This window comes from Synechococcus sp. UW106 (assembly GCF_900474015.1).
GTDB lineage: Bacteria > Cyanobacteriota > Cyanobacteriia > PCC-6307 > Cyanobiaceae > Parasynechococcus.
This window is the reverse complement of record NZ_UCNV01000009.1, coordinates 346,038-368,762: the sequence shown is the minus strand read 5'-3', so window position 1 is coordinate 368,762 and position 22,725 is coordinate 346,038. Positions and strand designations below refer to the sequence as shown.

Annotated in this window: 19 protein-coding genes; 12 read left to right on the top strand and 7 right to left on the bottom strand. The window is 59.5% G+C overall.

The window, feature by feature from the left end; all coding sequences use genetic code 11:
* Positions 1-17: 17 nt before the first annotated feature.
* Positions 18-2,324, top strand: a complete 2,307-nt coding sequence (gene purL / locus DXY30_RS09510) for a phosphoribosylformylglycinamidine synthase subunit PurL (RefSeq protein WP_115094707.1) — start codon at positions 18-20, stop codon at positions 2,322-2,324.
* 61 nt (positions 2,325-2,385) lie between these two features.
* Positions 2,386-3,843: an amidophosphoribosyltransferase gene (gene purF, locus DXY30_RS09505; RefSeq protein WP_115094706.1), complete on the top strand. Its 1,458-nt coding sequence runs from the start codon at positions 2,386-2,388 to the stop codon at positions 3,841-3,843.
* On the opposite strand, the gene DXY30_RS09500 is transcribed toward purF, so the two are convergent.
* From DXY30_RS09500 to queG, 3 genes are read right to left on the bottom strand one after another with little or no spacing between them, the layout of a single operon-like run.
* Positions 3,844-6,312, bottom strand: a complete 2,469-nt coding sequence (locus DXY30_RS09500; RefSeq protein ID WP_115094705.1) for a DNA topoisomerase (ATP-hydrolyzing) subunit A — start codon at positions 6,310-6,312, stop codon at positions 3,844-3,846.
* 45 nt (positions 6,313-6,357) lie between these two features.
* Positions 6,358-7,239 (bottom strand): tetratricopeptide repeat protein, encoded by an 882-nt coding sequence (locus tag DXY30_RS09495; RefSeq protein ID WP_115094704.1) that lies wholly within the window; start codon positions 7,237-7,239, stop codon positions 6,358-6,360.
* Between the two features lie 19 nt (positions 7,240-7,258).
* Positions 7,259-8,224, bottom strand: coding sequence for a tRNA epoxyqueuosine(34) reductase QueG (queG, locus tag DXY30_RS09490; RefSeq protein ID WP_115094703.1), 966 nt, complete (start codon positions 8,222-8,224; stop codon positions 7,259-7,261).
* Between the two features lie 36 nt (positions 8,225-8,260).
* Between queG and DXY30_RS09485 the strand changes: the two genes are divergently transcribed.
* From DXY30_RS09485 to DXY30_RS09455, 7 genes are all read left to right on the top strand, one after another.
* The gene (locus DXY30_RS09485; RefSeq protein ID WP_115094702.1) at positions 8,261-8,908 is read left to right on the top strand and encodes an HpsJ family protein; all 648 of its coding nucleotides are present in this window, start codon (positions 8,261-8,263) and stop codon (positions 8,906-8,908) included.
* Positions 8,909-8,958: 50 nt separating this feature from the next.
* Entirely contained in the window at positions 8,959-9,693 is a 735-nt protein-coding gene (locus DXY30_RS09480) for a DUF502 domain-containing protein (RefSeq protein ID WP_115024716.1), read from the top strand.
* Between the two features lie 3 nt (positions 9,694-9,696).
* Complete coding sequence (nusB, locus tag DXY30_RS09475; protein WP_115024717.1) at positions 9,697-10,332, top strand: transcription antitermination factor NusB; 636 nt, start codon at positions 9,697-9,699, stop codon at positions 10,330-10,332.
* On the top strand, positions 10,332-11,867 hold the full coding sequence (ftsY, locus tag DXY30_RS09470) for a signal recognition particle-docking protein FtsY (protein ID WP_115094701.1): 1,536 nt from the start codon (positions 10,332-10,334) through the stop codon (positions 11,865-11,867). The genes nusB and ftsY overlap by 1 nt, the downstream gene beginning before the upstream one ends.
* Before the next feature lie 35 nt (positions 11,868-11,902).
* Positions 11,903-13,315: a PP2C family protein-serine/threonine phosphatase gene (locus DXY30_RS09465; protein WP_115094700.1), complete on the top strand. Its 1,413-nt coding sequence runs from the start codon at positions 11,903-11,905 to the stop codon at positions 13,313-13,315.
* 28 nt (positions 13,316-13,343) lie between these two features.
* The gene (argH, locus tag DXY30_RS09460; protein ID WP_170951234.1) at positions 13,344-14,762 is read left to right on the top strand and encodes an argininosuccinate lyase; all 1,419 of its coding nucleotides are present in this window, start codon (positions 13,344-13,346) and stop codon (positions 14,760-14,762) included.
* A gap of 126 nt (positions 14,763-14,888) precedes the next feature.
* Positions 14,889-15,428: an RNA-binding protein gene (locus DXY30_RS09455; protein ID WP_115094698.1), complete on the top strand. Its 540-nt coding sequence runs from the start codon at positions 14,889-14,891 to the stop codon at positions 15,426-15,428.
* A gap of 13 nt (positions 15,429-15,441) precedes the next feature.
* Here the strand turns inward: DXY30_RS09455 and dusA are convergent, their stop codons facing one another.
* Positions 15,442-16,446 (bottom strand): tRNA dihydrouridine(20/20a) synthase DusA, encoded by a 1,005-nt coding sequence (dusA, locus tag DXY30_RS09450; RefSeq protein ID WP_115094697.1) that lies wholly within the window; start codon positions 16,444-16,446, stop codon positions 15,442-15,444.
* Between the two features lie 65 nt (positions 16,447-16,511).
* On the opposite strand from dusA, the gene msrB reads away from it, so the two are divergent.
* Entirely contained in the window at positions 16,512-17,015 is a 504-nt protein-coding gene (msrB, locus tag DXY30_RS09445) for a peptide-methionine (R)-S-oxide reductase MsrB (RefSeq protein WP_115094696.1), read from the top strand.
* Entirely contained in the window at positions 16,987-18,255 is a 1,269-nt protein-coding gene (locus DXY30_RS09440) for an NAD(P)/FAD-dependent oxidoreductase (RefSeq protein ID WP_115094695.1), read from the top strand. The genes msrB and DXY30_RS09440 overlap by 29 nt, the downstream gene beginning before the upstream one ends.
* On the opposite strand, the gene DXY30_RS09435 is transcribed toward DXY30_RS09440, so the two are convergent.
* Positions 18,230-19,297, bottom strand: a complete 1,068-nt coding sequence (locus DXY30_RS09435; protein WP_115094694.1) for a type II secretion system F family protein — start codon at positions 19,295-19,297, stop codon at positions 18,230-18,232. The two genes, DXY30_RS09440 and DXY30_RS09435, sit on opposite strands and share 26 nt — an antisense overlap.
* Here DXY30_RS09435 and DXY30_RS14465 point away from each other — a divergent pair.
* Positions 19,230-19,514, top strand: a complete 285-nt coding sequence (locus DXY30_RS14465; protein WP_244281376.1) for a hypothetical protein — start codon at positions 19,230-19,232, stop codon at positions 19,512-19,514. The genes DXY30_RS09435 and DXY30_RS14465 overlap by 68 nt on opposite strands.
* 199 nt (positions 19,515-19,713) lie before the next feature.
* On the opposite strand, the gene DXY30_RS09430 is transcribed toward DXY30_RS14465, so the two are convergent.
* Positions 19,714-20,787 (bottom strand): type IV pilus twitching motility protein PilT, encoded by a 1,074-nt coding sequence (locus DXY30_RS09430; RefSeq protein WP_115094693.1) that lies wholly within the window; start codon positions 20,785-20,787, stop codon positions 19,714-19,716.
* Positions 20,788-20,797: 10 nt separating this feature from the next.
* Complete coding sequence (locus DXY30_RS09425) at positions 20,798-22,666, bottom strand: GspE/PulE family protein (RefSeq protein ID WP_115094692.1); 1,869 nt, start codon at positions 22,664-22,666, stop codon at positions 20,798-20,800.
* Positions 22,667-22,725 lie beyond the last annotated feature (59 nt).

The following is a 22,725-nucleotide window of genomic DNA, read 5'->3' as shown; positions in this document are numbered from 1 at the left end:
GAGGTGCTCCGCGATTCGTGGTTTCCTCCCCTGCGTACGACATAGCTGCAGCCCTGAAGCAGGAAGGGCTTAAGCCCAGTGACTGGGATGAGATCTGTCGGCGGCTCGGTCGAGAGCCGAACCGAGCTGAGTTGGGCATGTTCGGTGTGATGTGGTCCGAACATTGCTGCTACCGCAATTCCCGGCCCTTGCTGAGTGGTTTCCCCACTGAGGGACCGCGCATTTTGGTGGGACCTGGAGAAAATGCCGGCGTGGTCGATCTCGGTGGGGGCCACCGGTTGGCCTTCAAGATCGAAAGCCATAACCACCCCTCCGCCGTTGAACCCTTTCAGGGGGCGGCAACAGGGGTGGGCGGGATCCTGCGTGACATCTTCACGATGGGCGCGCGTCCGATCGCGCTGCTGAATGCCCTGCGCTTTGGTCCCCTTGAGGACTCCGCCAATGTTGGCCTGATGGAAGGTGTGGTTGCTGGCATTGCCCATTACGGCAATTGCGTCGGCGTGCCGACGGTGGGCGGTGAGGTGGCCTTTGACCCGTCCTATTCCGGCAATCCCCTGGTGAATGCCATGGCACTCGGTCTGATGGAGACCGAGGAGATCGTCAAATCCGGAGCGATCGGCGTTGGCAATCCCGTGGTTTATGTGGGCAGCACCACCGGCCGGGATGGCATGGGCGGAGCCAGCTTTGCCAGTGCTGAGCTGAGTGCCGATTCCTTGGATGATCGCCCCGCCGTTCAAGTGGGTGATCCGTTTCTGGAGAAAGGGCTGATCGAAGCTTGTCTTGAGGCCTTTGCCAGTGGTGATGTGGTGGCAGCGCAGGACATGGGTGCTGCTGGTCTCACCTGCAGCTGTTCGGAAATGGCCGCCAAAGGGGGTCTGGGGGTGGAGCTGGATCTGGACCGGGTTCCGGCCCGTGAAACCGGGATGACGGCTTACGAGTTTCTGTTGTCGGAATCCCAGGAACGGATGTTGTTCGTGGTCAAGGCCGGGCGGGAGGAGGCGCTGATGCAGCGGTTCCGTCGCTGGGGATTGCAGGCGGCGGTTGTGGGCAAGGTGCTCCAGGAACCGATTGTGCGGGTGTTGCACCACGGTGCTGTTGCTGCTGAGGTGCCCGCCACGGCTCTTGCCGATGACACCCCGATCGAAAAACATGCTCTGTTGCAGGAGCCCCCGGCGGATCTTCAGGCCCTCTGGCGTTGGACCGAGCAGGAGCTTCCTGAGTTGAGCGATGCAGCTGCAGCCCTGCTTCAGCTCCTGGATGATCCCACCATCGCGAGCAAGCACTGGGTTCACCGTCAGTACGACCAGCAGGTGTTGGCCAACACAGTGGTGTCATCCGGCGCAGCCGATGCCGCTGTGGTGCGGCTGAGACCTCAGCAGGGTGAAGGATCGATGGCTGTGTCCAACCGTGGTGTCGCCGCCACGGTGGACTGCCCCAACCGTTGGGTCGCTCTTGACCCCGAACGTGGTGCGCAGGCGGCCGTCGCTGAAGCAGCACGCAACCTGAGTTGTGTGGGGGCTGACCCCCTGGCGGTCACCGACAACCTCAATTTCCCCTCACCGGAAACGCCGAAGGGGTTCTGGCAGTTGGCCATGGCCTGTCGGGGGATTTCCGACGCCTGCCGCGCCCTCAATACCCCCGTTACGGGCGGCAATGTCTCCTTGTACAACGAGACCAAACAGGATGACGGCACGATGCAGCCGATTCATCCCACGCCGGTGATCGGCATGGTTGGTTGTGTGGACGACATCAGTCGTGTGACCGGTTTGGCTTGGCAGCAGCCCGGCGATTCAATCTTTCTCATCGGCGTTCCGCCGGATGATGTTGCAGATCCCAGCCTTGGTTTGGCGGGCAGTGCTTATCAGCAGCAGAGCCTCGGGTCTCTGGCAGGACGTCCGCCCCAGCCCGATCTCGTTGTCGAAGCCGCAGTGGGGCGTCTGGTTCGTGAGGCCATCGCTCAGGGTCTGCTGGCCTCCGCCCATGACTGCAGTGATGGTGGTCTCGCTGTGGCTTTGGTTGAATCTTGCATTGCCTCTGATCTCGGCATCAATGTGACCCTGACAACAGGTTCAGCGCGTTTGGATCGGGTGCTGTTCGCTGAAGGTGGCAGTCGCGTCATTGTGTCTGTGAACGCAGCCTGCCTCCCTGGCTGGGAACAGTTGATCGCAGCTCGTGCAGGACTCTCTGTCACCTCGCTTGGCAGCGTCACAGAGGAGCCTCATTTGATCATCCGATCTCAATCTGCTGTTCAGCTCGATCTTGAGGTTGAACGGTGTGCAGCTGTCTTCCGTGATGCGTTGCCCCGACGGATTCATTCGGAGTGATTGAGTCAGGCGTTTCCTGACGGCCGATTCTCTTCCTTTTCTCTCTGTCTACGGATTCATCATGTGCGGCATTATCGGCATGTTCTGTGTTGACTCAGTCAACCAACAGATCTACGACAATCTGCTTCTGCTTCAGCACCGTGGGCAGGATTCGGCTGGGATTGTCACGATGGACAATCACACCTTCCATGTGCACAAACAAAAGGGACGTGTGCGTGAAGCGTTTCGCACCCGAGACATGCGAAAGCTTTTGGGCAATGCTGGTATCGGTCATGTTCGCTATGCAACTCGTGGTGCTGCTGCTTCTGAAGAGGAAGTTCAGCCCTTTTATGTGAATGCTCCCTATGGCATCACCTTTGTTCATAACGGCAATCTCACCAACACTCTTCAGCTCGAGCAGGATCTATTCAGGATTGATCGTCGTCATACAAATTCCACGAGCGATACGGAGATGTTGCTCAATGTGTTGGCTACCGAGGTTCAATCTCAGCTCACGGGACGAGATCTCACGCCGGATCAGTTGTTTGATGCGGTGGCATCTCTGTATCACCGCGTTCAGGGCTCCTATGCGGCCATTGCTCTGATTGCGGGCCATGGAATGCTGGCATTCCGTGATCCCTATGGAATTCGTCCTCTGATTTTGGGTAGGCGTTTATCCGACCAGGGTCGGGAGGAGTGGATTGTCGCCAGTGAGTCGTTGGTGATTGAAAACAGTGGCTACGAGATAGTTCGCGATGTTGATCCTGGTGAGGCTGTATTTATCGACGTCGACGCCAACTTGCACCAGCGTCAGTGTGCAGATTCTCCTCGGTTGATTCCTTGTGCTTTTGAGTACGTCTATCTGGCACGGCCGGATTCTCTAATGAATGGTATTTCAGTCTATGAGTCGCGGTTAAGGATGGGCGATCGTCTTGCTAAAACGATTTCTGAAACATTACCGGCTGGTGATATCGATGTTGTGATGCCGATTCCGGATTCAGCGAGGCCGTCTGCGATGCAGGTCGCCAAGCAATTGGGTCTTGACTATCGCGAAGGTTTTTATAAGAACCGCTATGTCGGTCGAACCTTCATTATGCCTGGTCAGGCGGAACGAAAAAAATCAGTACGTCAGAAACTTAATGCCCTTGGTACTGAATTTGCCGGCAAGAATGTGTTGATTGTCGACGATTCTATTGTTCGTGGTACTACCTCTCGCGAAATTGTTCAGATGGCGCGTAGTGCCGGTGCTAATAAGGTGACATTTACATCAGCGGCTCCCCCTGTCCGCTACCCCAATGTTTATGGAATTAATATGCCGACCAGGGCGGAACTCCTTGCCCATGGTCGAACAATTGATGACATTTCAGATGTTCTTGGTGCTGATCATGTTGTTTATCAGACTGTTGAAAATTTACTGGAAAGTATTGTCGAAAATACCGACATCAAGGATCTAGAGATGTCTTGTTTTGATGGGCATTATGTAACTGGTGGTATTGATGAAGAGTATTTCAGGTGGTTGGAGCAGAATTGCAGCTCCTGATCAGTTGTGCAGTTGAATTGTGTTGATCACTTCAACGATTCTTTCGCCATTCTGAAGAGAAGTTTGTTGGCTTAATCTTTCTCCTGGTTGTGTGATGTTGATTTCGTTCGGATCCATGCGCCCGTGACGCTCTTTGCTTGTCCGCACTCCCACGAGTCCGGTTTGATCGCTGATACCGACAAGACGATCAGATTCGGTGTCAATTTCAACGGCCATGCTGCCGAGATCACCGCGTTGGTTGTATCGCAGGCCTGAGCAATCGATGCGGCCGATCAACCCTTGTTGGCTGATCAGCATGAGTGGTGTCTGTTCTGCGCAGACAGCTCCGATGATCTCTTCCCCTGGCAGCAATCGCATGGTCATGGGTCCCTGTGCCAATCGGCCCATTAATGGAAGGGAGTCCTCGGTGACCCGCAGACGCAAGAGCCGACCGATGTCGCTGATCAGAACCAGTGTTCCCTGGTCGCGGCAGATCACAGCACTGTTGAGCTCCACGCCTTCCTTCAATTTGAGAACGCTTGTGGCTCGACCGGAAAGGTCCACGACCTCGCTCAGAGGAATTCGTTTGAAGCGACCGTCGCTGCTGAGTAGGCCCAGACTGTGATCATCTGTGTTTTGGTGGGGCAGCGACAGAAGGGAGACGATGCGGTCTCCATCGAGGCCGGTGGGCAGGAAACGCCCGATCTGACCAGGCTGTTGTCCGGCAAATTCCCAGCGAACCTGGGCAATGCGGCCGCCGGCACTTACCGCCAGCAGTCTCGGTGGGGGTTCGATCGGCAGGATCACCTGTGCCGGAGACGGTGCGTCGCCAATCGGGCAAGGATCATTGAGATGGAGACGGCCCAGCACCTGAGGGGTGACGATTTTTACTTGTCCATCGGCTTGGATCAGCACCCGACCATCCCCAGGCAGTGCGGATAGTGCCTGCTGACGCAGGAGTTCTGTATTCGGGCGTTGGCTGGCTGCCCGTTCGGCCATCAGTGCATCGCCACCTTCCACGAGTCGGGTTCGACGGGGGGTGCTGAAGCGCTTCTTCAACTCCTTGAGTTCCGTCACCATTGCGTCCAGCAATTGATCCCGGTTGTCCAGGAGCAACTTGAGCCGTTGACGTTCCGCCCGCAGTTCATCCAGCTCCTGTCGCAGGCTTTCCTGCTCCAGTCCCGTCAGGCGCCGGAGGGGCATGGCCAACACTGCATCAGCCTGGCGTTCGCTGAGGTCGAGCCGCACCATCAAGCTCGCGCGGGCTGATGCAGCGTCATTGGCTTCTTGAATCATGGCGATCACGGCCTGAAGATTGTTCAGAGCCGTGATCAGTCCCTCTACGACCTCAAGCCTGTCTTCTGTCTTGCGGAGCGCATGACTGGTGCGTCGAATCAGGGTCAGTTCCCTGAAATCGAGAAAGGTCTGCAGCAGTTGGCGTAAGGAAAGCTGCTGGGGTTGTCCATCGACGAGGGCCAGCAGGATGGCTCCGAAGTTGCTTTGCAGAGCCGTTCGTCGTTGCAGATCCTTCAAAACCTTGTCTGGATCCGCATCACGGCGTAGTTCCACCACAACGCGCATGCCTTCCCGGTCGCTTTCGTCTCGGATATCGGCGATTCCACCGATCTTTCCGTCGTTGACGGACTCGGCCAGCTTTTCAATCCAGCCGGCCTTGCTGAGCTGGTACGGCAATTCCGTGACGACAACGGCATTGCGCTTGTGGCGCCCCTTGCCGGGTTGCACCTCTTCGGTGTGGGCGACGCCGCGCATCGGGATACTGCCGCGTCCACGCAGATAAGTGTCCTGTAGCCCCGAGCTGATCAGCACTTCACCGCCGGTTGGAAAGTCCGGCCCTGGGATCAGTTCCAGAAGTTTCTCGTCACTCAGTTCCGGCTTCCGGATCAGGGCGATCAGACCATCCACCACTTCTCCCAGATTGTGAGGCGGGATGCTGGTGGCCATGCCGACCGCGATGCCAGAGCAGCCGTTCAGCAGCAGGAAGGGGAGCTGAGCAGGAAGAACGGTTGGTTCCTGTTGGGATCCATCGAAGTTCGGCGCAAAATCAACCGTGTCTTCACCGATCTCCTCAAGCATCGCCTGGTGGGAGATGGGCGCCAGGCGGGTTTCGGTGTACCGCATCGCCGCCGGTGGGTCGTCGTCCACCGAGCCGAAATTGCCGTGGCCGTCAAGCAGTGGGTGACGGCTGGAGAAGGTCTGAACAAGCCGCACCAGGGCGTCATAAACCGCCTGATCACCGTGGGGGTGGTACTTGCCAAGCACGTCACCAACGACCCTCGCGCATTTGCGGTAAGGACGGTCTGGGGTGAGCCCCAGTTCCTGCATCGCGTAGAGGATGCGTCGTTGGACGGGCTTGAGACCATCGCGGGCATCGGGCAACGCCCGACCCACGATCACGCTCATCGCGTATTCGAGGTAGGAGCGCTGCATCTCCTGATGCAGTGCGATCGGTTGAACGCGCTCCTCAGCCATTCGGTCTGTCGATCTCCGACCGGAAGGCGCTCAGCCTACAGATGATCACTGGCTTTTCTTCCACGTTGCGTTGGCTTGGGCCCGTTCAACAATGTTGGTGAGCTCCGGCTCACCGAGCAATTGTGCCGTCGCTTCACGGATGCGACGACCCCAGAGCTGTTCCGCTTGGTGCAATGGCAAGACGTAGTTGGGGTTTTGGGCCAGTGCTGTTGATGCCAGCTGGATCGCTTCTGTCTGCTCACCCTGTTGGTGCAGAGCTGCGGCCAGCGCCAGCATGGGTTCTGCATTGGCCTCCAGCTTCAACACCCGGCGCCAGCGACGCACCGCTTCTTGATGCTGGCCTAGCTCATAGAGAACGAGCGCTTGGTTGTTCAGGGCTTCCCAGAACGCTGGTTTCAGTGCCGTGGCTTTTTCGAACGACTCCAGTGCCAGTGGCAGTTCGTTCTGCATGATCCTGGCGTTGCCGAGGTCGAAATAGGCAGCAGCATTCTCCGGATCCAATTGAAGTCCGCGGGCAATCAAAGGAACAGCGTCATCCGGTCGCTCTGCCCGCAGGGCGATCGCTGCTTCGGCAAACCAGAGGCCAGCTTTCTCGGGATTCAGTTCCTTGGCGCGGGCTAGAGACCTGCTTGCATCCTTGAGGTCGTTGTTGCGGAGTTGCGCCTCCGCCAGGATCGACCAGAACCGTTCGTCATTCGGATTGAGCCGAACCGCCAGAGCCGCGAGTCGAGCCGCATCTTTGGCCTGCCCTAGCTGCAGCAACTGCGCAGCAGTCCGTCCGATGCCGATCGATGAACCTTTGAGCTCCTCTTCGGTGGGTAGATAGATGTAGGGAATGAGGGCGTTGGCTGCCGGCGCGCCGAACCAACCGCCGAGGACCATCAGTGCAGCCGCCAGCGTTCGACTGAAGCGAATTCGACGCAGCACTGGATCGTTGTTGGAGTGGCTAAAGCGTAGGTGTGGGATCCGGTTGTGCTGCAGCGGCGTTGCGGCGCCACATCCAGGGTTTGATCCGCCGCAATGCCGACCCCCGCAGGTTCTCGTCCCAGAGCTTGTTATCCCAGTGCTGGACGTCGTTCCGGTGCAGGTTCAGCAGCCACGGGCGCGGCTGTACATCGGGATCGTTGCTGTGGGGCAGTGTCTGATGGTTCCAGGGGCAGACGTCTTGGCAGATGTCACACCCCGCCACCCATGGGCCAAGGGCAGCGCGAATGCTCTCTGGTAGAGCCTCCGCTCGGTTTTCGATTGTGTGAAAGGCCAGGCATCGCCTTGCATCCACCACAAAAGGTTCACGGATCGCATCCGTCGGGCAGGCATCCATGCAGGCGTTGCAGCGTCCACAGAGGCTTCGCGCTGGTGGGTCGGCGTCCAGGGGCTCCGTGGTCAGGAGATGGCCGATCACCATCCACGAGCCCCGTTGGGGGTGAATCAGATTGCTGTGCTTGCCGATCCAGCCCAGCCCCGCTTCCTCGGCCCAGGCCTTGTCCAGCAGCGGTGCAGCGTCAACACAGGCTCGCCAGCCACATTCGGGCCGCTGTTCCGATAGCCAACGACCGATCCTCCGGAGCCGTTGATCCACAACACGGTGGTAGTCCCGACCCCAGCCATAGCGGGCGACCTTGAGGGATCCGGGGGAGGGTTGGTCGTTGACGTAATAGTTGAGGCCAACGGCAAGCACGCTGGTGAGTCCTTCCAACAGAAGTGTTGGATCTCGACGTCGGGGGGCTGCCATCCAGGCCATGTCGGCCTGATGCCCATGGTCCAACCAACGCTGTAGGGCTTCCGTACGCAGCTGCAGCCGTGGACTTCCCGGGATCCTGGCAATCCCAACAGGATTAAAGCCCTCCTCGGCGGCGCGGCGCTTCAGGGCCTGACTCAACCACGTCTGTTGATCGGTGACATGCCCTTGCATCGACCTTAGTGTTGAGCGCTTATCAGCATCTTCTTCGTGACCGGCACCGAGACAGGACGATTTGCACCCTTGCTGCGGTGGCTCGGCTTGACCCTTGTGGTGATCCTCGTGTTGCAGATGGTGGCTGTTTTGGTGGGCGTCGACTGGAGCTCGGATGCTCCCCGCCCGCAGGTCACCGGTCCCCTGGTGGCCCTGGCTCCTCTGGGTTTTGCCGGTTTGCTGATCTGCCTGATTGGGTCCCGGCTGGATCACCCTCAGCAGCAGCGCAGCCCTCTGCGCTTGCTAGTCGCCGTTTTTTCAGCACTGTTAGCTCTCGGCATGGTGGTTGCTGTTCCCATTTCGATGGATGGTGGTGCAGGTGACGTTGCCCGTTTGCGCAATCTTGAGCAGGGCCGCGAAGCCCTGAAGGATGCCCGGGCCTTCCGCGCCGATGAAGCGCAGGTGACGTCCCTGGGTGAGCAGCTGGCCCAGGCTGGTCAACTCGCTGCGGATGCCACCGATGAGGACAAGTTGCGGGCTGCCGAAACGATGGTTGACGATCAGATCGCACAGATGGAGGCGCAACTCAAGACCGTTGAGGCCGGCCAGACACGCGAATCCAGGCAGAGGTTCATTGGCGGAACCATCAATGCTGTGGTCCTCGCCGTCGCTTTTGTGCTCCTTGCTTTCACGGCAGTGCTCTGACCGCTGGTTAGGTTGGTCAGACTTCATTCAAAGCTGGGCGCAGAGGCTCCTTGGTCCAGTCCAATCCCAGACCTGATCTGCCGCTGTCCGCAAGGCTTCGGCAGGATCTGAAGAACGACCTGATCGCAGGGTTGCTGGTGGTGATCCCACTCGCGACCACGATTTGGTTGTCAACAATCGTCAGTCGCTTTGTTCTGGCGTTCCTAACCTCGATCCCGAAGCAGTTCAATCCCTTCATCACCCTGAACCCACTGCTTCAGGATCTGATCAATCTGGCTCTCGGTCTCACGGTGCCTCTGATGGGCATCCTTCTGATCGGATTAATGGCCCGCAATATCGTTGGGCGCTGGCTGTTGGAGTTCGGTGAAGGCACCCTGAGCCGGATCCCTCTCGCTGGGTCGGTTTACAAGACCCTGAAGCAACTACTGGAAACCTTTCTTCGCGACAACTCCACCCGGTTCCGTCGAGTTGTTCTGGTGGAGTACCCAAGGGAGGGTTTATTCAGCGTCGGTTTTGTGACCGGTGAGGTGGGTCCCTCGCTTCAGTCCGATCTGAAGGAGCCTCTATTAAGTGTGTTCATTCCCACCGCTCCGAATCCAACCACCGGTTGGTACACCCTTGTTCCTGCGGGGTCCGTCCGGGAGCTTGAGATCAGTGTGGAAGAGGCCTTCCGAACGATCATTTCTGCTGGCATCGTCAACCCCGATGATCGGGAAGCACCCGTGAATCGAAGTTTCTCCAGCCTCATGGCCCAGTTGCGGGCTTCTGCATCTCCTTCCAGCTGAGTCATGGCGACACGATCTCTTTCACGCGAGCTAGCTCTGCTCGTGCTCGGCCAGGTGCCGGAACAGAAGTCAGCCTCAGTGGCTGATTTGGCCCTTGATTCCATCCTTGATCAGGCCCTCGACACCCTCACCCAGCATTGGCGCGAATCGCTCGATGCCAGTGCAGCAGAGCTGGAGCAGGCGCAGCAGTCATTGCTGGACAGCGAGTTGCAGCAGGGCGAAACCGGAACCCATGACGCTGTGCGCACCCATCTGCGCTCATCCTTGAGTGCCGCTGAACAGGTGCTGAACGGATTGTCCGCCAGCCTTGAGTTGCCTCGGCTGTTGTTGCTTGGGGACCAGGAGCAGATTCGCCGTGGTGCCATGGAGCGGGTTCAGAAGGTGCTGACCCAGCGCGAGGGCATCGACACACGGCTGGATCAGGTGATGGAGGGCTGGAGACTGACGCGTCTTCCGCGGATTGACCGCGACATCCTCCGGTTGGCTGTTGTTGATCTTGAAAGCCTGCGAACTCCAGCCCCGGTGGCGTTTAACGAAGCGGTTGAACTGGCCAACCGTTACAGCGATGAGCAGGGTCGCCGGATGATTAACGGTGTCTTGCGCCGGTTTCATGACGCTCAATCCAAAGCATCAGCCTGATGGTGTTCAACTGGTTCGAACGACAGGCTGAGGAGTCTCCGAAGCCAGAGCCGACGCCCACCCCGGCGCCTACATCGGAGCCGTCTCCTGCCCCGGCGCCCACGTCGGTTTCTTCTGAAGTTGCTGTCACACAACCAGAGCCGACCCCAGCTCCTGAAGTCAACGAGGAGGAAGACGAGGCCCTGGCTTGGGCCCGTGAGGCTTACGCCCGCCTGAAGGCACAGCAGCAGGCCGCGACGCCTCCAGCTGAAGCTGTCCCCCAGCCCACTCCTGAGCCGAGTCCCGAACCAACCCCGGCACCGGCACCGGTATCCCTACCGACTCCCTCCCCCCTACCGAGTCAGCCACCAACCCAGACGCCGTCCCCAGCACCAGCACAAGGGTTGTCGTTGCTGGAGCAAGCCGCGGCTCAACGCCAGCAGCGTCAGCAGGATCTGGACAACAGAGCCTTCGAGGCTCCCCCTGCACCCACTCCGGCACCAGCGCCCGAGCCCACCGTCGACTCGGACGAGCCGCAGCTGGGTGACTTTGATCAGGATTTCACCTGGTCGGCTGAGGTGCTTGCGGCCCAAGGGCGTCGTGTTGATCAGGTTTCCCTCGAGGAAATTGATTGGTTGGGTCGGCTTCGCCGCGGCCTTGAGAAGACCCGTCAGGGTTTTGTGACCGGTCTTCTCGAGAACCTTGGTGACGATCCGCTGACGCCTGAGGTTCTCGACGATCTCGAAACCTTGTTGTTGAGGGCTGATGCTGGCGTCCAGGCCACCGATCAGGTGCTGGATGCCTTGCGGCAGCGGATGAATCAGGAGGTGGTTGACCCTCAAGAAGGGATTCGCTTCCTCAAAGAACAGCTGCGTGGCCTGTTGGATGCCCCCATTCAGGCCAGTGGTGTTCCCCTTCTGGCTCCGGAACGGGATCGGCTCAATATCTGGTTGATGGTGGGGGTGAATGGCGTTGGCAAGACAACGACCCTTGGGAAATTGGCCAACCTGGCTGTTCGCAGCGGTTATTCGGCTCTGATTGCAGCTGCAGATACCTTCCGTGCTGCTGCTGTCCAGCAAGTTGAGATCTGGGGCGAGCGCAGCGATGTCCCCGTGGTGTCGAACCCCAGCAGCAATGCGGATCCAGCTGCCGTTGTGTTCGACGCCATCGGTGCGGCCCGTTCGCGGGGGTCGGATCTGCTGCTGGTGGACACGGCCGGACGGCTGCAGACCAAGCACAACCTGATGGAGGAACTCCAAAAAGTCAGGAAGATCATCGACCGTTTGGCGCCGGAGGCGAAGGTCGAATCGTTGCTGGTTCTTGATGCAAGCCAGGGTCAGAACGGGCTTCGTCAGGCCATGGCCTTTGCTCAGGCGGCCGGGCTCACTGGTGTTGTGATCACGAAACTGGACGGTACAGCCCGTGGCGGCGTGGCTTTGGCGGTGTCGTCTGAGGCTGGCTTGCCGATTCGTTTCATTGGCGCTGGTGAGGGGATTCGCGATTTGCGCCCCTTCAACAGTTTTGAATTCATTGAGGCTCTGCTGGCTGGACGCTGAAGCGTTGCTACCTTGCGGATCCCGGTGGTGCGAGGTTGAGCAGCAAGCCGCCCGGACGTCATCCCAGGCCCTCGCAGCGGACCGGGAATCCTTCGCCCCAGGCGATCGACTCGTTGCGTCAGCTTTTTGACAGCCTCAGCAGCGAACAGCGCCGCAACCAGGACCTGTTGGTCTCCTTGGGGTTTGCTCTGCGCAGCTTCACCAATCTCCAACGCTTTCTTGAGCTTGTGCCTGTCGTGGCCTCGCGTCTGGTGGGGGTTGAGGGTGCCCTGCTGGTTCCGTTTCAGACGGATGGTCGCCTCTGGCGTGATCAGTTGCAGGGCATTCCGGAGGAGCCTTCACAGGATCTGTTGCGGCGGCTGGCCGCTTTTGAACCTGGTTCTGCAGCAGGGTTTGGCAGCGACGACCAGCAGGTTCTGGCGCTTGATCGACTGGTCCAACGCTGCCTTCCTAAAGCGGGTCTGTTTGCAACGTCTGTGACGGCCCGTGGTCGGTCGCGGGGCCGCCTTTACGTCTATGCCCGCAACGGTTCATTGGTCTGGACCGAGGTGCATCGTCGGCATGTCCAGTTAGTGGCGGATCTCGCTGGTGTTGCGATCGAAAACGATCAGATGCTGCAGGATGCCCGCCGTCATGAGCGTGTCGACCGACAACTCAGCATCGGAGCAGAGATTCAGGCCCAGTTGTTGCCGGATCGGTGCCCCGTGATCGAGGGCGTCGACTTGGCTGCGCGGTGCCGTCCTGCTTTTCAGGTGGGCGGTGACTACTACGACTTCATTCCCACCCGTCCTGAACTGATCGGCCGTCGTCGAGAGCGGGGGCGCTGGGCGCTGGTGATGGGAGATGTCATGGGCAAAGGCGTTCCTGCCGGGCTGCTGATGACGATGTTGCGGGGGATGCTGCGTGCTGAGGTTCTCAGTGGGCTGCCGCCGGACCGGATTCTTCATGACCTCAATCAGCTGGCTCAAGAGGACCTCGCGCAATCCCACCGGTTTGTGACGCTGTTTTATTCCGATCTGGATCCGCGCACGTTGCGGTTGCGCTACGCCAACGCGGCCCATAACCCTCCCTTGCTCTGGCGTGCTGAACGACGGGTGATCATGCGGCTGGATGCCGCAGGGTTGCTGATCGGTCTTCAGCCTGAGGCTGAGTTTGCCCTTGGTGAGGTTCGGCTCGAACCGGGAGACGTGTTGCTCTATTACACCGATGGCGTGACGGAAGCACCGGGGATCACCGGAGATCGTTTTGATGAGGCGCGGCTGATTCGTGCCCTTGAAACGGCATGTCGCAGTGGTCAGGGGGCGCAGGGAATTCTTGAAAGCTTGTTTGAACGTTTGGATCGATTTGTGGGTTCGGATCGCCAGCTGGAGGATGACGCTTCCCTTGTGGTGCTGAAAGTTCCGGAAGCGGTCACGTTGCCGAGCGTGCAGGGACGGTCAATCGCCTGACAAGCTGAGGAAATCGATGGATGAACTGATGGCTGGTGGGGTGACCGGTGGTGCTGCAGGGACCTGGAGCGATCGTTTTGAGCAGGGTTTGCATCCCTTCATCGAGGCGTTCAATGCCTCCATCGGTTTTGACCTGACGTTGCTTCAGGAGGATCTGGATGGATCGATCGCCCATGCCCGGATGTTGGCTGGCGCGGGAGTGATCACCGAGGCGGAAGCTGAGCAACTGGTGGAGGGCCTTGAGACAGTTCGTGCCGAGGCGGCGTTCGGCAGTTTTCAGCCCGGTTTGGCGGATGAGGATGTTCACTTCGCTGTGGAACGTCGCCTCATTGCTCTGTTGGGTCCAGTGGGCAAGAAGCTGCACACCGGACGCAGCCGCAACGATCAGGTCGGTACCGATTTACGGCTCTGGTTGCGGCGACGGCTGGATGGTCTGGATCAGGATCTGCAGCGGCTGCAGGGCGCGCTGCTGACCCAGGCGGATCGTCATCGCCGCACGATGATCCCCGGGTACACCCATCTGCAGCGGGCGCAACCGCTCTGTCTCGCCCATCACCTCCTCGCCTACGTCGAGATGTTGGAGCGCGACCGTGAGCGGCTCCAGGATGTGCGGAAACGTGTGAACATCTGCCCGCTTGGGGCTGCTGCACTGGCGGGTACACCGGTGCCGATTGATCGCCAGCGCACGGCGAAGGAACTGGGTTTCTCAGCGGTTTACGCCAACAGCCTTGATGCCGTCAGCGATCGTGATTTCTGCGTTGAGTTCTCTGCTGCTGCGTCCCTGGTGATGGTGCATCTGAGCCGTCTGGCGGAGGAGGTGATCGCCTGGGCGTCGGAGGAATTCGGTTTTGTGCGTCTCAGTGACCGTTGCGCCACCGGCAGCAGCCTTATGCCTCAGAAGAAAAATCCAGATGTTCCCGAATTGGTGCGGGGCAAAACCGGTCGTGTCTTCGGGCACCTACAGGGGTTGTTAACCATGATCAAGGGTCTTCCACTGGCCTACAACAAGGATTTTCAGGAAGACAAGGAGGCCCTGTTTGATGCCTTCCGCACAACGCGTGATTGTGTTGAGGCGATGGCGATTTTGTTTGAGGAAGGCCTTGATTTCAGAGTTGAGCGCCTTAATGAAGCGGTGGAGCAGGACTTTTCCAATGCGACCGATGTGGCCGACTATCTGGTGTCTCGTGGTGTTCCATTTCGCGAGGCCTATCAATTGGTTGGCGCCGTTGTTCGGCGTTGTCTCGAGCAGGGTTGTTTGTTGCGTGACCTTGATCTGAGTGCCTGGAAGGAACTTCATCCGGCCTTTGAGGCGGATCTGCATGACGCCCTGGCTCCCCGGGCGGTTGTGGCTGCTCGTCGCAGTGAAGGGGGAACGGGATTTGAGCGTGTTGATGAACAGCTTCAGCGCTGGTTACAGCGTTACAACGGAAGTCAAGCGGTGGGATGACTCTCCCCCATAAACGGGTCTACGCTTAAACAGCCAGGGGTATGTCACTTCGTTCCGGAGTCATGGCCCGATGGCAATATTCCAGGCCTCTTCGGTCCACTGTTTCGTACCCGGTCCACGCAAAACGTGAGCATTTTTGTCGGCAACCTTCCCTTCCGCGCTGAGCAGGAAGATGTGATTGAACTGTTTGCCCAGTTCGGTGAAGTGTCTAACTGTGCGTTGCCCCTCGAGCGGGATACAGGCCGCAAGCGTGGTTTTGCGTTCATCGAGATGGCGGATGAGTCCACCGAAGATGCAGCGATTGAAGGTCTTCAGGGTGCAGAACTGATGGGCCGTCCTCTTCGGATCAACAAAGCTGAACCCCGGGGCAGTGCTCCCCGTCGTGGCGGCGGTGGAGGTGGCTACGGCGGCGGTGGAGGTGGCTACGGCGGCGGTGGAGGTGGAGGTGGCGGTGGCGGCTACGGCGGCGGTGGCGGCTACGGCGGCGGCGGTGGCGGTGGTGGTGATCGCCCCTCCGGAGCTCGCGGCTGGGAGGATCGCAGCTATGGAGCCCGCGATAACAACAGTGGAGAAGGCAATGCCTACGACGAAGGCCGCAGCCGTCGTCGCCGTGGATCCTCCAGTGGTGGTGATGACTATTCCGGTTACGGCGGAGCTCAGGGCTGACGCCAGTCGTTGATCAGAGTCCTGCGTCCTTGAGCTGTTGCCCGGCGTGGACCAGGACACTGAGGTCGGCTCCGGGTCGCTGGGCTTTCTCTCCCAGCTCCCGGCGCCAGTGCCGGGCACCACGGACGCCTTCCACGAGCTGCACAAGGTGACGGCAAAGGTCCCATAAACGTCCTCCTCGCTCCAGATGAGCGGCCGCATGGGGAAGCAGGCCGTTCACGACGTCTGACGCCAGGATCTGGCGTTCCTCTTCTCCGAAGATCAAGGCATCGACGCTGGTCCAGCGCAGGGGATGGCTGTAAGCGGCTCGCCCCACCATGGCGCCATCGCACCCTTCCAGCGCCAAAAGGCAGTCTTCGGGTGACTCCAGCCCTCCATTGAGTTCAATCACCAGATCAGGTCGGCGCTGCTTTAGGGCATGCACGCGGTCATGCCTGAGCGCAGGAATCGTTCGGTTCTGCTTGGGATCCAGGCCCTCCAGCCAGGCCTTACGGGCATGAACAGCGAAGCGGCTGGCCCCTGCCAGCGCCACACGATCCACAAAGTTCGTCAGCAACGCGTCGCTGTCGAGGTCGTCAATGCCAATCCGATGCTTCACGGTCACGGGGAGTCCCCCCGCGTCGACCATGGCTTCCACGCAGCGGGCGACCAGATCCGGTTCCGCCATTAGACAGGCTCCGAAATTGCCGGCCTGTACCTTCTGACTGGGACAGCCCACATTGAGGTTGATCTCGTCGTAGCCCCAGTCCTGAGCCAGTCGTGCGGCTTCGGCCAACAGTGCTGGATCGTCGCCGCCTACCTGCAGTGCGATCGGATGTTCAACAGGATCGAAATCCAGCAGCTTGTTGCGTCGCTTGCTGTGGTGCAGCGCCTGGGCCACGACCATTTCGCTGTAGAGCAGAGCTCTGCGGCTGATCTGCCGCATCAGCACCCGGAAGTGGCGGTCGGTGCAGTCGAGCATCGGTGCGACGCTGAATCGGAAGGCACCTGTGATGTCCGCTGTGGCGACGGTGTTCATGGATCCATGCTGCCTTCCGGTGAAGGCCCACTCCGGCTAGAACCAGTTCTGTTCATCTGGTGATGATGTCCTTCAGTAGCTTCGCCGTCTCGAGACGATCGCTTCTGGTTGCGGTGTCCGCAGGACTGGTGGGCTCACTCTGGAGAACGCGGCAGGTGCTGGCGGCGTCAAAGGCTGATGATCCCCAATGGGATCTGTCAGAGGAAGCCTGGCGTCAGAGGTTGTCTCCCGCGGCTTACAACGTGCTTCGTGACGAGGGAACTGAACGGCCCTTCACCAGTCCCCTGAACAACGAGAAGAGGGCGGGGACCTATTACTGCGCCGGTTGTGATCTCGCCCTATTTTCCTCTGAGGCGAAGTTCGACAGCGGCACCGGCTGGCCCAGCTTCTGGCAGCCCCTGGATGGGGCCATCGCCACGAAAGTAGATTTCAAATTGATCCTGCCGCGCACGGAATACCACTGCAGCCGCTGCGGTGGGCACCAGGGCCACGTGTTCAATGACGGACCTCGACCCACCGGCAAGCGCTACTGCAACAACGGTGTCGCCCTCCGCTTCCAGCCCGCTTGATCTGATCGTCGTTGGCGGTGGACCTGCCGGATACATGGCAGCGATCACAGCTGCCGAGCAGGGGGTTCAGCGGGTGCTGGTGCTTGAAGGCACCCCTGAGCCTCTCCAGAAGGTTCGCATCAGCGGCGGCGGTCGCTGCAATGTGACCCATGCCTGCTGGGACCCCCGTGAACTGGCCACCCATTACCCCCGAGGCAGTCGACCCTTGCGGGGTCCCTTCAGTCGCTTCGCTTGCGGGGATGCGATTGCTTGGTTTGACGAGCATGGGCTCACGCTGGTGGAGGAACCCGATGGACGGATGTTCCCGCAGCAGAACCGTTCTGAGGCGGTGATTCAGTGCCTGCAGAAGGCGGCTCGGGCATCGGGTGTTCAGCTGCAAATCAAGGCGATGGTCCAACAGGTGCGCGTTCACCCCGAGGGTGGCTTTGTGCTCGAGGGCCGCGGCCTGGAGCCTTTGCATGCACGCTGCTTGATGCTGGCCACGGGGGGGCATCCCAGTGGTCGAAAACTGGCGGAGGCCCTCGGCCACCAGGTGGTGCCGCCGGTGCCATCGCTGTTCAGCCTCACGCTGCAGGCGCCGGCCCTGACGGCCTGCAGTGGCATTGCCATCGATGATGTGGGTCTTGATCTGAAACTGGGCACCGAGCGTTTCCGCCAGACCGGGCGGGTGTTGATCACCCACCGCGGTCTGAGTGGTCCGGCCACGCTCCGCCTCTCAGCCTTTGCCGCCAGGGCACTGCATCAGAGCCGATACAAGGGTGAGCTGAAGCTGGATTGGAGTGCTGGGTTGGGACGATCAGGAGTGACCGAGCGGTTTCACCAATGGCGGCAGGAGCAGGCCCGGCGAACCCTTTCAGCAGCGAAGCCGTTCGAGCATCTGCCGCGGCGGTTGTGGCACGCCTTTCTGACCATCGCTGGGGTGGAGGCTGATCGCCGTTGGGCCGATCTGCCGATCAAGGCGGAGCGTCAATTGGTGGAGATCCTCTGCGCGCAGAGTTTGTTCATACAGGGGCGTGGGCCGTTCGGGGAGGAGTTCGTCACCGCCGGAGGTGTCGCTTTGGGGGACGTCAACCTGGCCACGATGGAGAGCCGCCGCTGCCCAGGTCTCTATCTGGCTGGTGAACTGCTGGATGTGGACGGGGTGACAGGTGGTTTCAACTTTCAGGCCTGCTGGAGCGGCGGTTGGTTGGCGGGCCAGGCGATGGGCGTCGCGCTCACTGAATCTGATCAAACACGGTGAACATCGGCAGGTACATCGCCAGCAGGATGGACCCCACGATGCCGCCCACCACCACAATCATTGCGGGCTCGAGCATTGAGGTGAGCGCCTTGACCATGGCTCCGACTTCATCTTCGTAGAAGTCCGCCACCTTGCTGAGCATCTTGTCCATCTCACCGGTCTCCTCGCCGATGGCCAGCATGTTCAGCGCCATATCCGGCAGCACCTTGTGGCGGATCAGCGCATTGCTGAGGAGCACCCCTTCTTGAACCATTCCCCGCGAGGCAAGGATGGCATCGGAAATGATTGAGTTGCCGGCGGTTTCGCTTGAGATCTCCATCGACATCAGGATCGGTACGCCGGCTCGCGTGAGCGAACTGAAGATCCGGCAGAACTGAGCTGTCGCCGTCATCAGAATCAGTTCGCCGAAGAGCGGAAGTTTCAGCACCAGGCGATCGATCGTCCGACGGCCTTTGTGGGTTGCGTAGAACCGGCCCAATAGCCAGATCGCCAGCAGGATCATCCCTGCGGCATAAAGCGCGACGGAAGAGCGCAGCAGTTCGCTCAGATCAACGAGCAGTTGGGTGAAGGCCGGCAGCTCGGCGCCCAAGTCTTCGAAGATCCCCGCAAAGGTCGGGATCAAAAAAATGGTCATGCCCAGGAACACCAGGATGGCGATCACCAGCACCGCCACGGGATAGCCCAAGGCTCCCTTGATTTGGTTCTGAAGTTTCGCGTTGTCCTCGAGCAATTTGGCTAGTCGCTTAAGGGCTTCATCCAGCACACCACCTGCTTCCCCGGCTTCCACCATGGCAATGGTGAGCTGGTCAAACACCTTGCTGTTGGCCCTCATGGCCGTTCCCATCGCCACGCCTTGATTGACGTCTGAGCTCAGTTCGCTCAATGCCCTTCGGAACAAAGGCAGCTTCTGCTGAGTCGCCATTAAGTCAAGGCCTCGAACGATCGGAACTCCTGCATCCACAAGTGCTGAGAGTTTGCTCGCCCAAATTGCCTTTTCCTTGACTCCTGGAGGTCGTTCAAAAAGACGTTCAAGCGACTGCATTGCTGATCCTTTCTTTTCAGCACGTTGTGTCTTGGTTTTTGATTCAGGAAGAATTGATGTTGTTGCTTCTTTCTTGTCAATTTTTGTTGATCTTGTCTGTCTTTGTGCTGGTTCAAGTTTGAGCACGTGTTGGCCACGTCGACGCAACTCTCGGCGTGCGGCAATTTCGCTTGTCGCGCTTATTTCAATCGTTGTTTTTGTGCCATTTTTGAGCTGACAAGTGGCGATATAGTCACGTTCTCTTGGTTGAACGAAGCCGGACGTGTTGGACCTGCTGATCTGAACGTCAAGGGGTTTGAATCCGCGTCTTCTTAAATAGTTTTTTGCATTCAGCGGTGATTTTGATTCAACGATCAGATCCTCAATCGTTCCATCCGCTTTTTCGATTTTGACGTTGAAGGTTGGCATTTCAAGCTTCAGTTCGTCAGCAGGCGTTCAAGTTCTGATGGTTTGGAGGCTTTGCCCACGGCTTCCGCTTTGGAGACACTCCCTTGATTGACGAGGTCAGCCAAAGCTTTTTCCAGCGTTTGCATGCCCTGTTCTCCGCCGGTCTGAATCTGTGAGTACAGCTGTGCCGTTTTCCCCTCGCGGATCAGGTTGGCGGTGGCGGGGGTGTTGATCAGGATTTCCTGCGCCATCACCCGACCAAACTGTCCGTCTGCAGGGTTCTGACGTCGGCAGAGGGTTTGGGAAAACACAGCCACCAAGCTGCCCGAGAGCTGCACACGGATCTGCGTTTGTTGTTCCGGTGGGAAAACGTCGACCATGCGGTCCACGGTCTGGGCCGCGGAGCTGGTGTGAAGGGTGCCGAAGACGAGATGTCCGGTTTCGGCAGCACTCACGGCCAGTTGAATGGTCTCCAGATCCCGCATCTCACCCACCAGGATCACGTCTGGGTCTTCCCGCAGGGCGGCGCGCAAGGCGTTGGCAAAGCTACGGGTGTCTTCGTTCAGCTGGCGTTGGTGCACCAGGCTTTTGTCGCTCTGGTACACGAATTCGATCGGGTCTTCGATCGTGAGGATGTGTTCGCTGCGGGTGTGGTTGATGTGATCAAGTAGTGCCGCCAGGGTGGTGGTCTTTCCGGATCCGGTGGGACCGGTCACCAGCACGAGCCCCCGGGGCCGCGCGCTGGTTTCCAGCACCACTGGTGGAAGGTTGAGCAATTCAACGCTGGGAATCTTGCTGCCGAGGGCTCGAAGGCAGGCCGCATAGCTGCCTTTCTGTCGATAGACATTGACGCGGAAGCGTGCAACGCCCTTCAGGCCGTAGGCGCAGTCCAGTTCCCAAGTCTGTTCCAGCGTTTTGCGCTGGCTGTTGTTGAGCATCGAGAAGATCAGCTTGTTGCAGTCCTCCTCGGCCAGCGGCCGATCCGTCATCGGCCGAAGCTCGCCGCTGAAGCGGCCATAGGGCGGCTGGCCGGTCGCGAGGTGAAGATCGCTTCCTCCGCCCTTCACCAGTTGTTCCATCAGGTCTTCGATCATCAGATCCATGACCGGCTCCTCAGTGGCGTGGTGTCAGGCAATAAGGGCACTCGAGCCAGCCTTCTTGCAGACCGGCTCCGCATCCTTCACAAGTCATTGTGCTGAGGGCACGGGCCCTGCGCTCGGATTCCAGTCCGGAATCCGTCAATACCATGCGCCCCACCTCTTCCAGCGTTGTTTCGCCCTTTCGCACCAGTTCGAGGCTGTAGCCCAGCAGGCTCACCATCCCTGATTCAAGGGCCAGCTGTCGGATTACATCAGTGCTGGCGCCTCTGGAGATGGCAGTGGCCATGTCGTCCTGGATGCGCAGTACCTCGTAGACGCCGACACGTCCTTTGTAGCCGCTTCCCTTGCAGTGGGAGCAGACCTGTTCGCCGGGGCCGTGATGGTGAGCCTTGAAGAAGGTGACTTGGGTTTCACGCCTCGCCATCAGCCCGAAGCGCCCCAGCTCCTGCTCTCCGGGTTGGTAGGGCTCGCGGCAGTGGGGGCAGACCCGTCTCAGCAAACGCTGGGAGACGATCCCGCTGAGAGACGCCGACACCATGAAAGGCTCTACGCCCATTTCGTCCAGTCGCGCAATGGTGCTCGGCGCATCGTTGGCATGCAGGGTGCTGAGCACTAGGTGACCGGTGAGTGCTGCCTCAATAGCGGTTTTGGCTGTTTCCAGATCACGGGTTTCTCCCACCAGCAGAACGTCCGGGTCTTGGCGCATGAAGGCCCGTAGTGCCGTGGCGAAATCGAAGCCCTTCTCACGGTTCACCTGGCATTGGGTGATGCCTGGCAGGGTGTATTCGATCGGGTCTTCCACCGTGGAGATGTTGATGCCGGGATCGTTGCGCTCGGCCAGAAGTGAATAAAGCGTGGTGGACTTGCCGGATCCTGTTGGCCCGGTGACCAGGATCATTCCGAAGGGCTTGGAGCCCAGATCCCTAACCAGTGCCAAGGCGTCGGGATCACTGATCAGTTTGTCCAAGCCCAGCTGTGTTGCACCGCTGTCCAGCAGGCGCAAACAGACCTTTTCGCCGAAGCGGCTGGGCAGCGTGTTGACCCGGAAATCAACCACCCGATCGCGGTATTTGCGGCGAATGCGTCCGTCCTGGGCTTGACGTCGCTCGGCGATGTCCAGATCCGCCAGGATCTTGAAACGGGATGTCACCGCGGGAATGAGCCGACTGGGGAGCGGTTCGACGTATTGCTGAAGCACCCCGTCCTGGCGGAACCGCAGACGCAGACCCTTCTGTTGTGGTTCCACGTGGATGTCGCTGGCATTGATCGACATCGCTTGCAGCAGGATTCGGTCCACAAGGGTCACCACCGGCGAAGCTTCCGCATCCTTCAGCCTCGTCTCTAGGTCAATGGCATTTTGGGCTTGCTGGCTCTCCTCTCCCTCATCGTTCTCCAGCACCCCATCGGTGTTGAATCCCTCCAGAAAGGATTCAGTGCTGATTTCTTCAGTGCTTGTTTGTGGAGGCCCGGCGGTGTCCGCAGGAGCAGACGCATGAGCCTCTTTGATCTGCGGAGGTGTCGAATCGCTTTGCGGCGACGGGTTCACGTCTGCATGCAAGGCCCGCTGCAGATCAGCTTCGATGGCTGGGTGCAGGCGGATCGTGCGGTGTTGTTCCGGCAGCTGATCGATCAGGTGTTGCCATTCCTGGTCTCGCCACTGGCTGGGAATCGCAATGTCGAGGTTGTCAGCATTGATTGCGATCGGCATGGCCTGGAGCACGCGCCACTGGTCCGCCTGCACATCCGGTAAGGCGTTATCCAGCAGGCTGCGGCTTGCCAGCAACTGGTCCGGCCCCGGAACAGGCTGCTGCAGCAACAGTTCAAGCGCAAAACGCTGCCGCGCCGTGTCGCCGGCATCAGGGGTGGGCAGCGTCAGAGTCATGGGTTGCGGCCGAGGTGCGGGCTTCCGCAGCTTGTGGGAGGTGAGCGTTGCCCTTCAAC

Coding starts and splice junctions, on each gene's coding strand:
- ftsY (WP_115094701.1), top strand. CDS start 10,332: ATGGTGTTCAACTGGTTCGAACGACAGGCTGAGGAGTCTCCGAAGCCA.
- DXY30_RS09425 (WP_115094692.1), bottom strand. CDS start 22,666: ATGACTCTGACGCTGCCCACCCCTGATGCCGGCGACACGGCGCGGCAG.
- dusA (WP_115094697.1), bottom strand. CDS start 16,446: ATGAACACCGTCGCCACAGCGGACATCACAGGTGCCTTCCGATTCAGC.
- DXY30_RS09500 (WP_115094705.1), bottom strand. CDS start 6,312: ATGGCTGAGGAGCGCGTTCAACCGATCGCACTGCATCAGGAGATGCAG.
- purF (WP_115094706.1), top strand. CDS start 2,386: ATGTGCGGCATTATCGGCATGTTCTGTGTTGACTCAGTCAACCAACAG.
- queG (WP_115094703.1), bottom strand. CDS start 8,224: ATGCAAGGGCATGTCACCGATCAACAGACGTGGTTGAGTCAGGCCCTG.
- nusB (WP_115024717.1), top strand. CDS start 9,697: ATGGCGACACGATCTCTTTCACGCGAGCTAGCTCTGCTCGTGCTCGGC.
- argH (WP_170951234.1), top strand. CDS start 13,344: ATGGCTGGTGGGGTGACCGGTGGTGCTGCAGGGACCTGGAGCGATCGT.
- DXY30_RS09435 (WP_115094694.1), bottom strand. CDS start 19,297: ATGCAGTCGCTTGAACGTCTTTTTGAACGACCTCCAGGAGTCAAGGAA.
- DXY30_RS09430 (WP_115094693.1), bottom strand. CDS start 20,787: ATGGATCTGATGATCGAAGACCTGATGGAACAACTGGTGAAGGGCGGA.
- msrB (WP_115094696.1), top strand. CDS start 16,512: ATGTCCTTCAGTAGCTTCGCCGTCTCGAGACGATCGCTTCTGGTTGCG.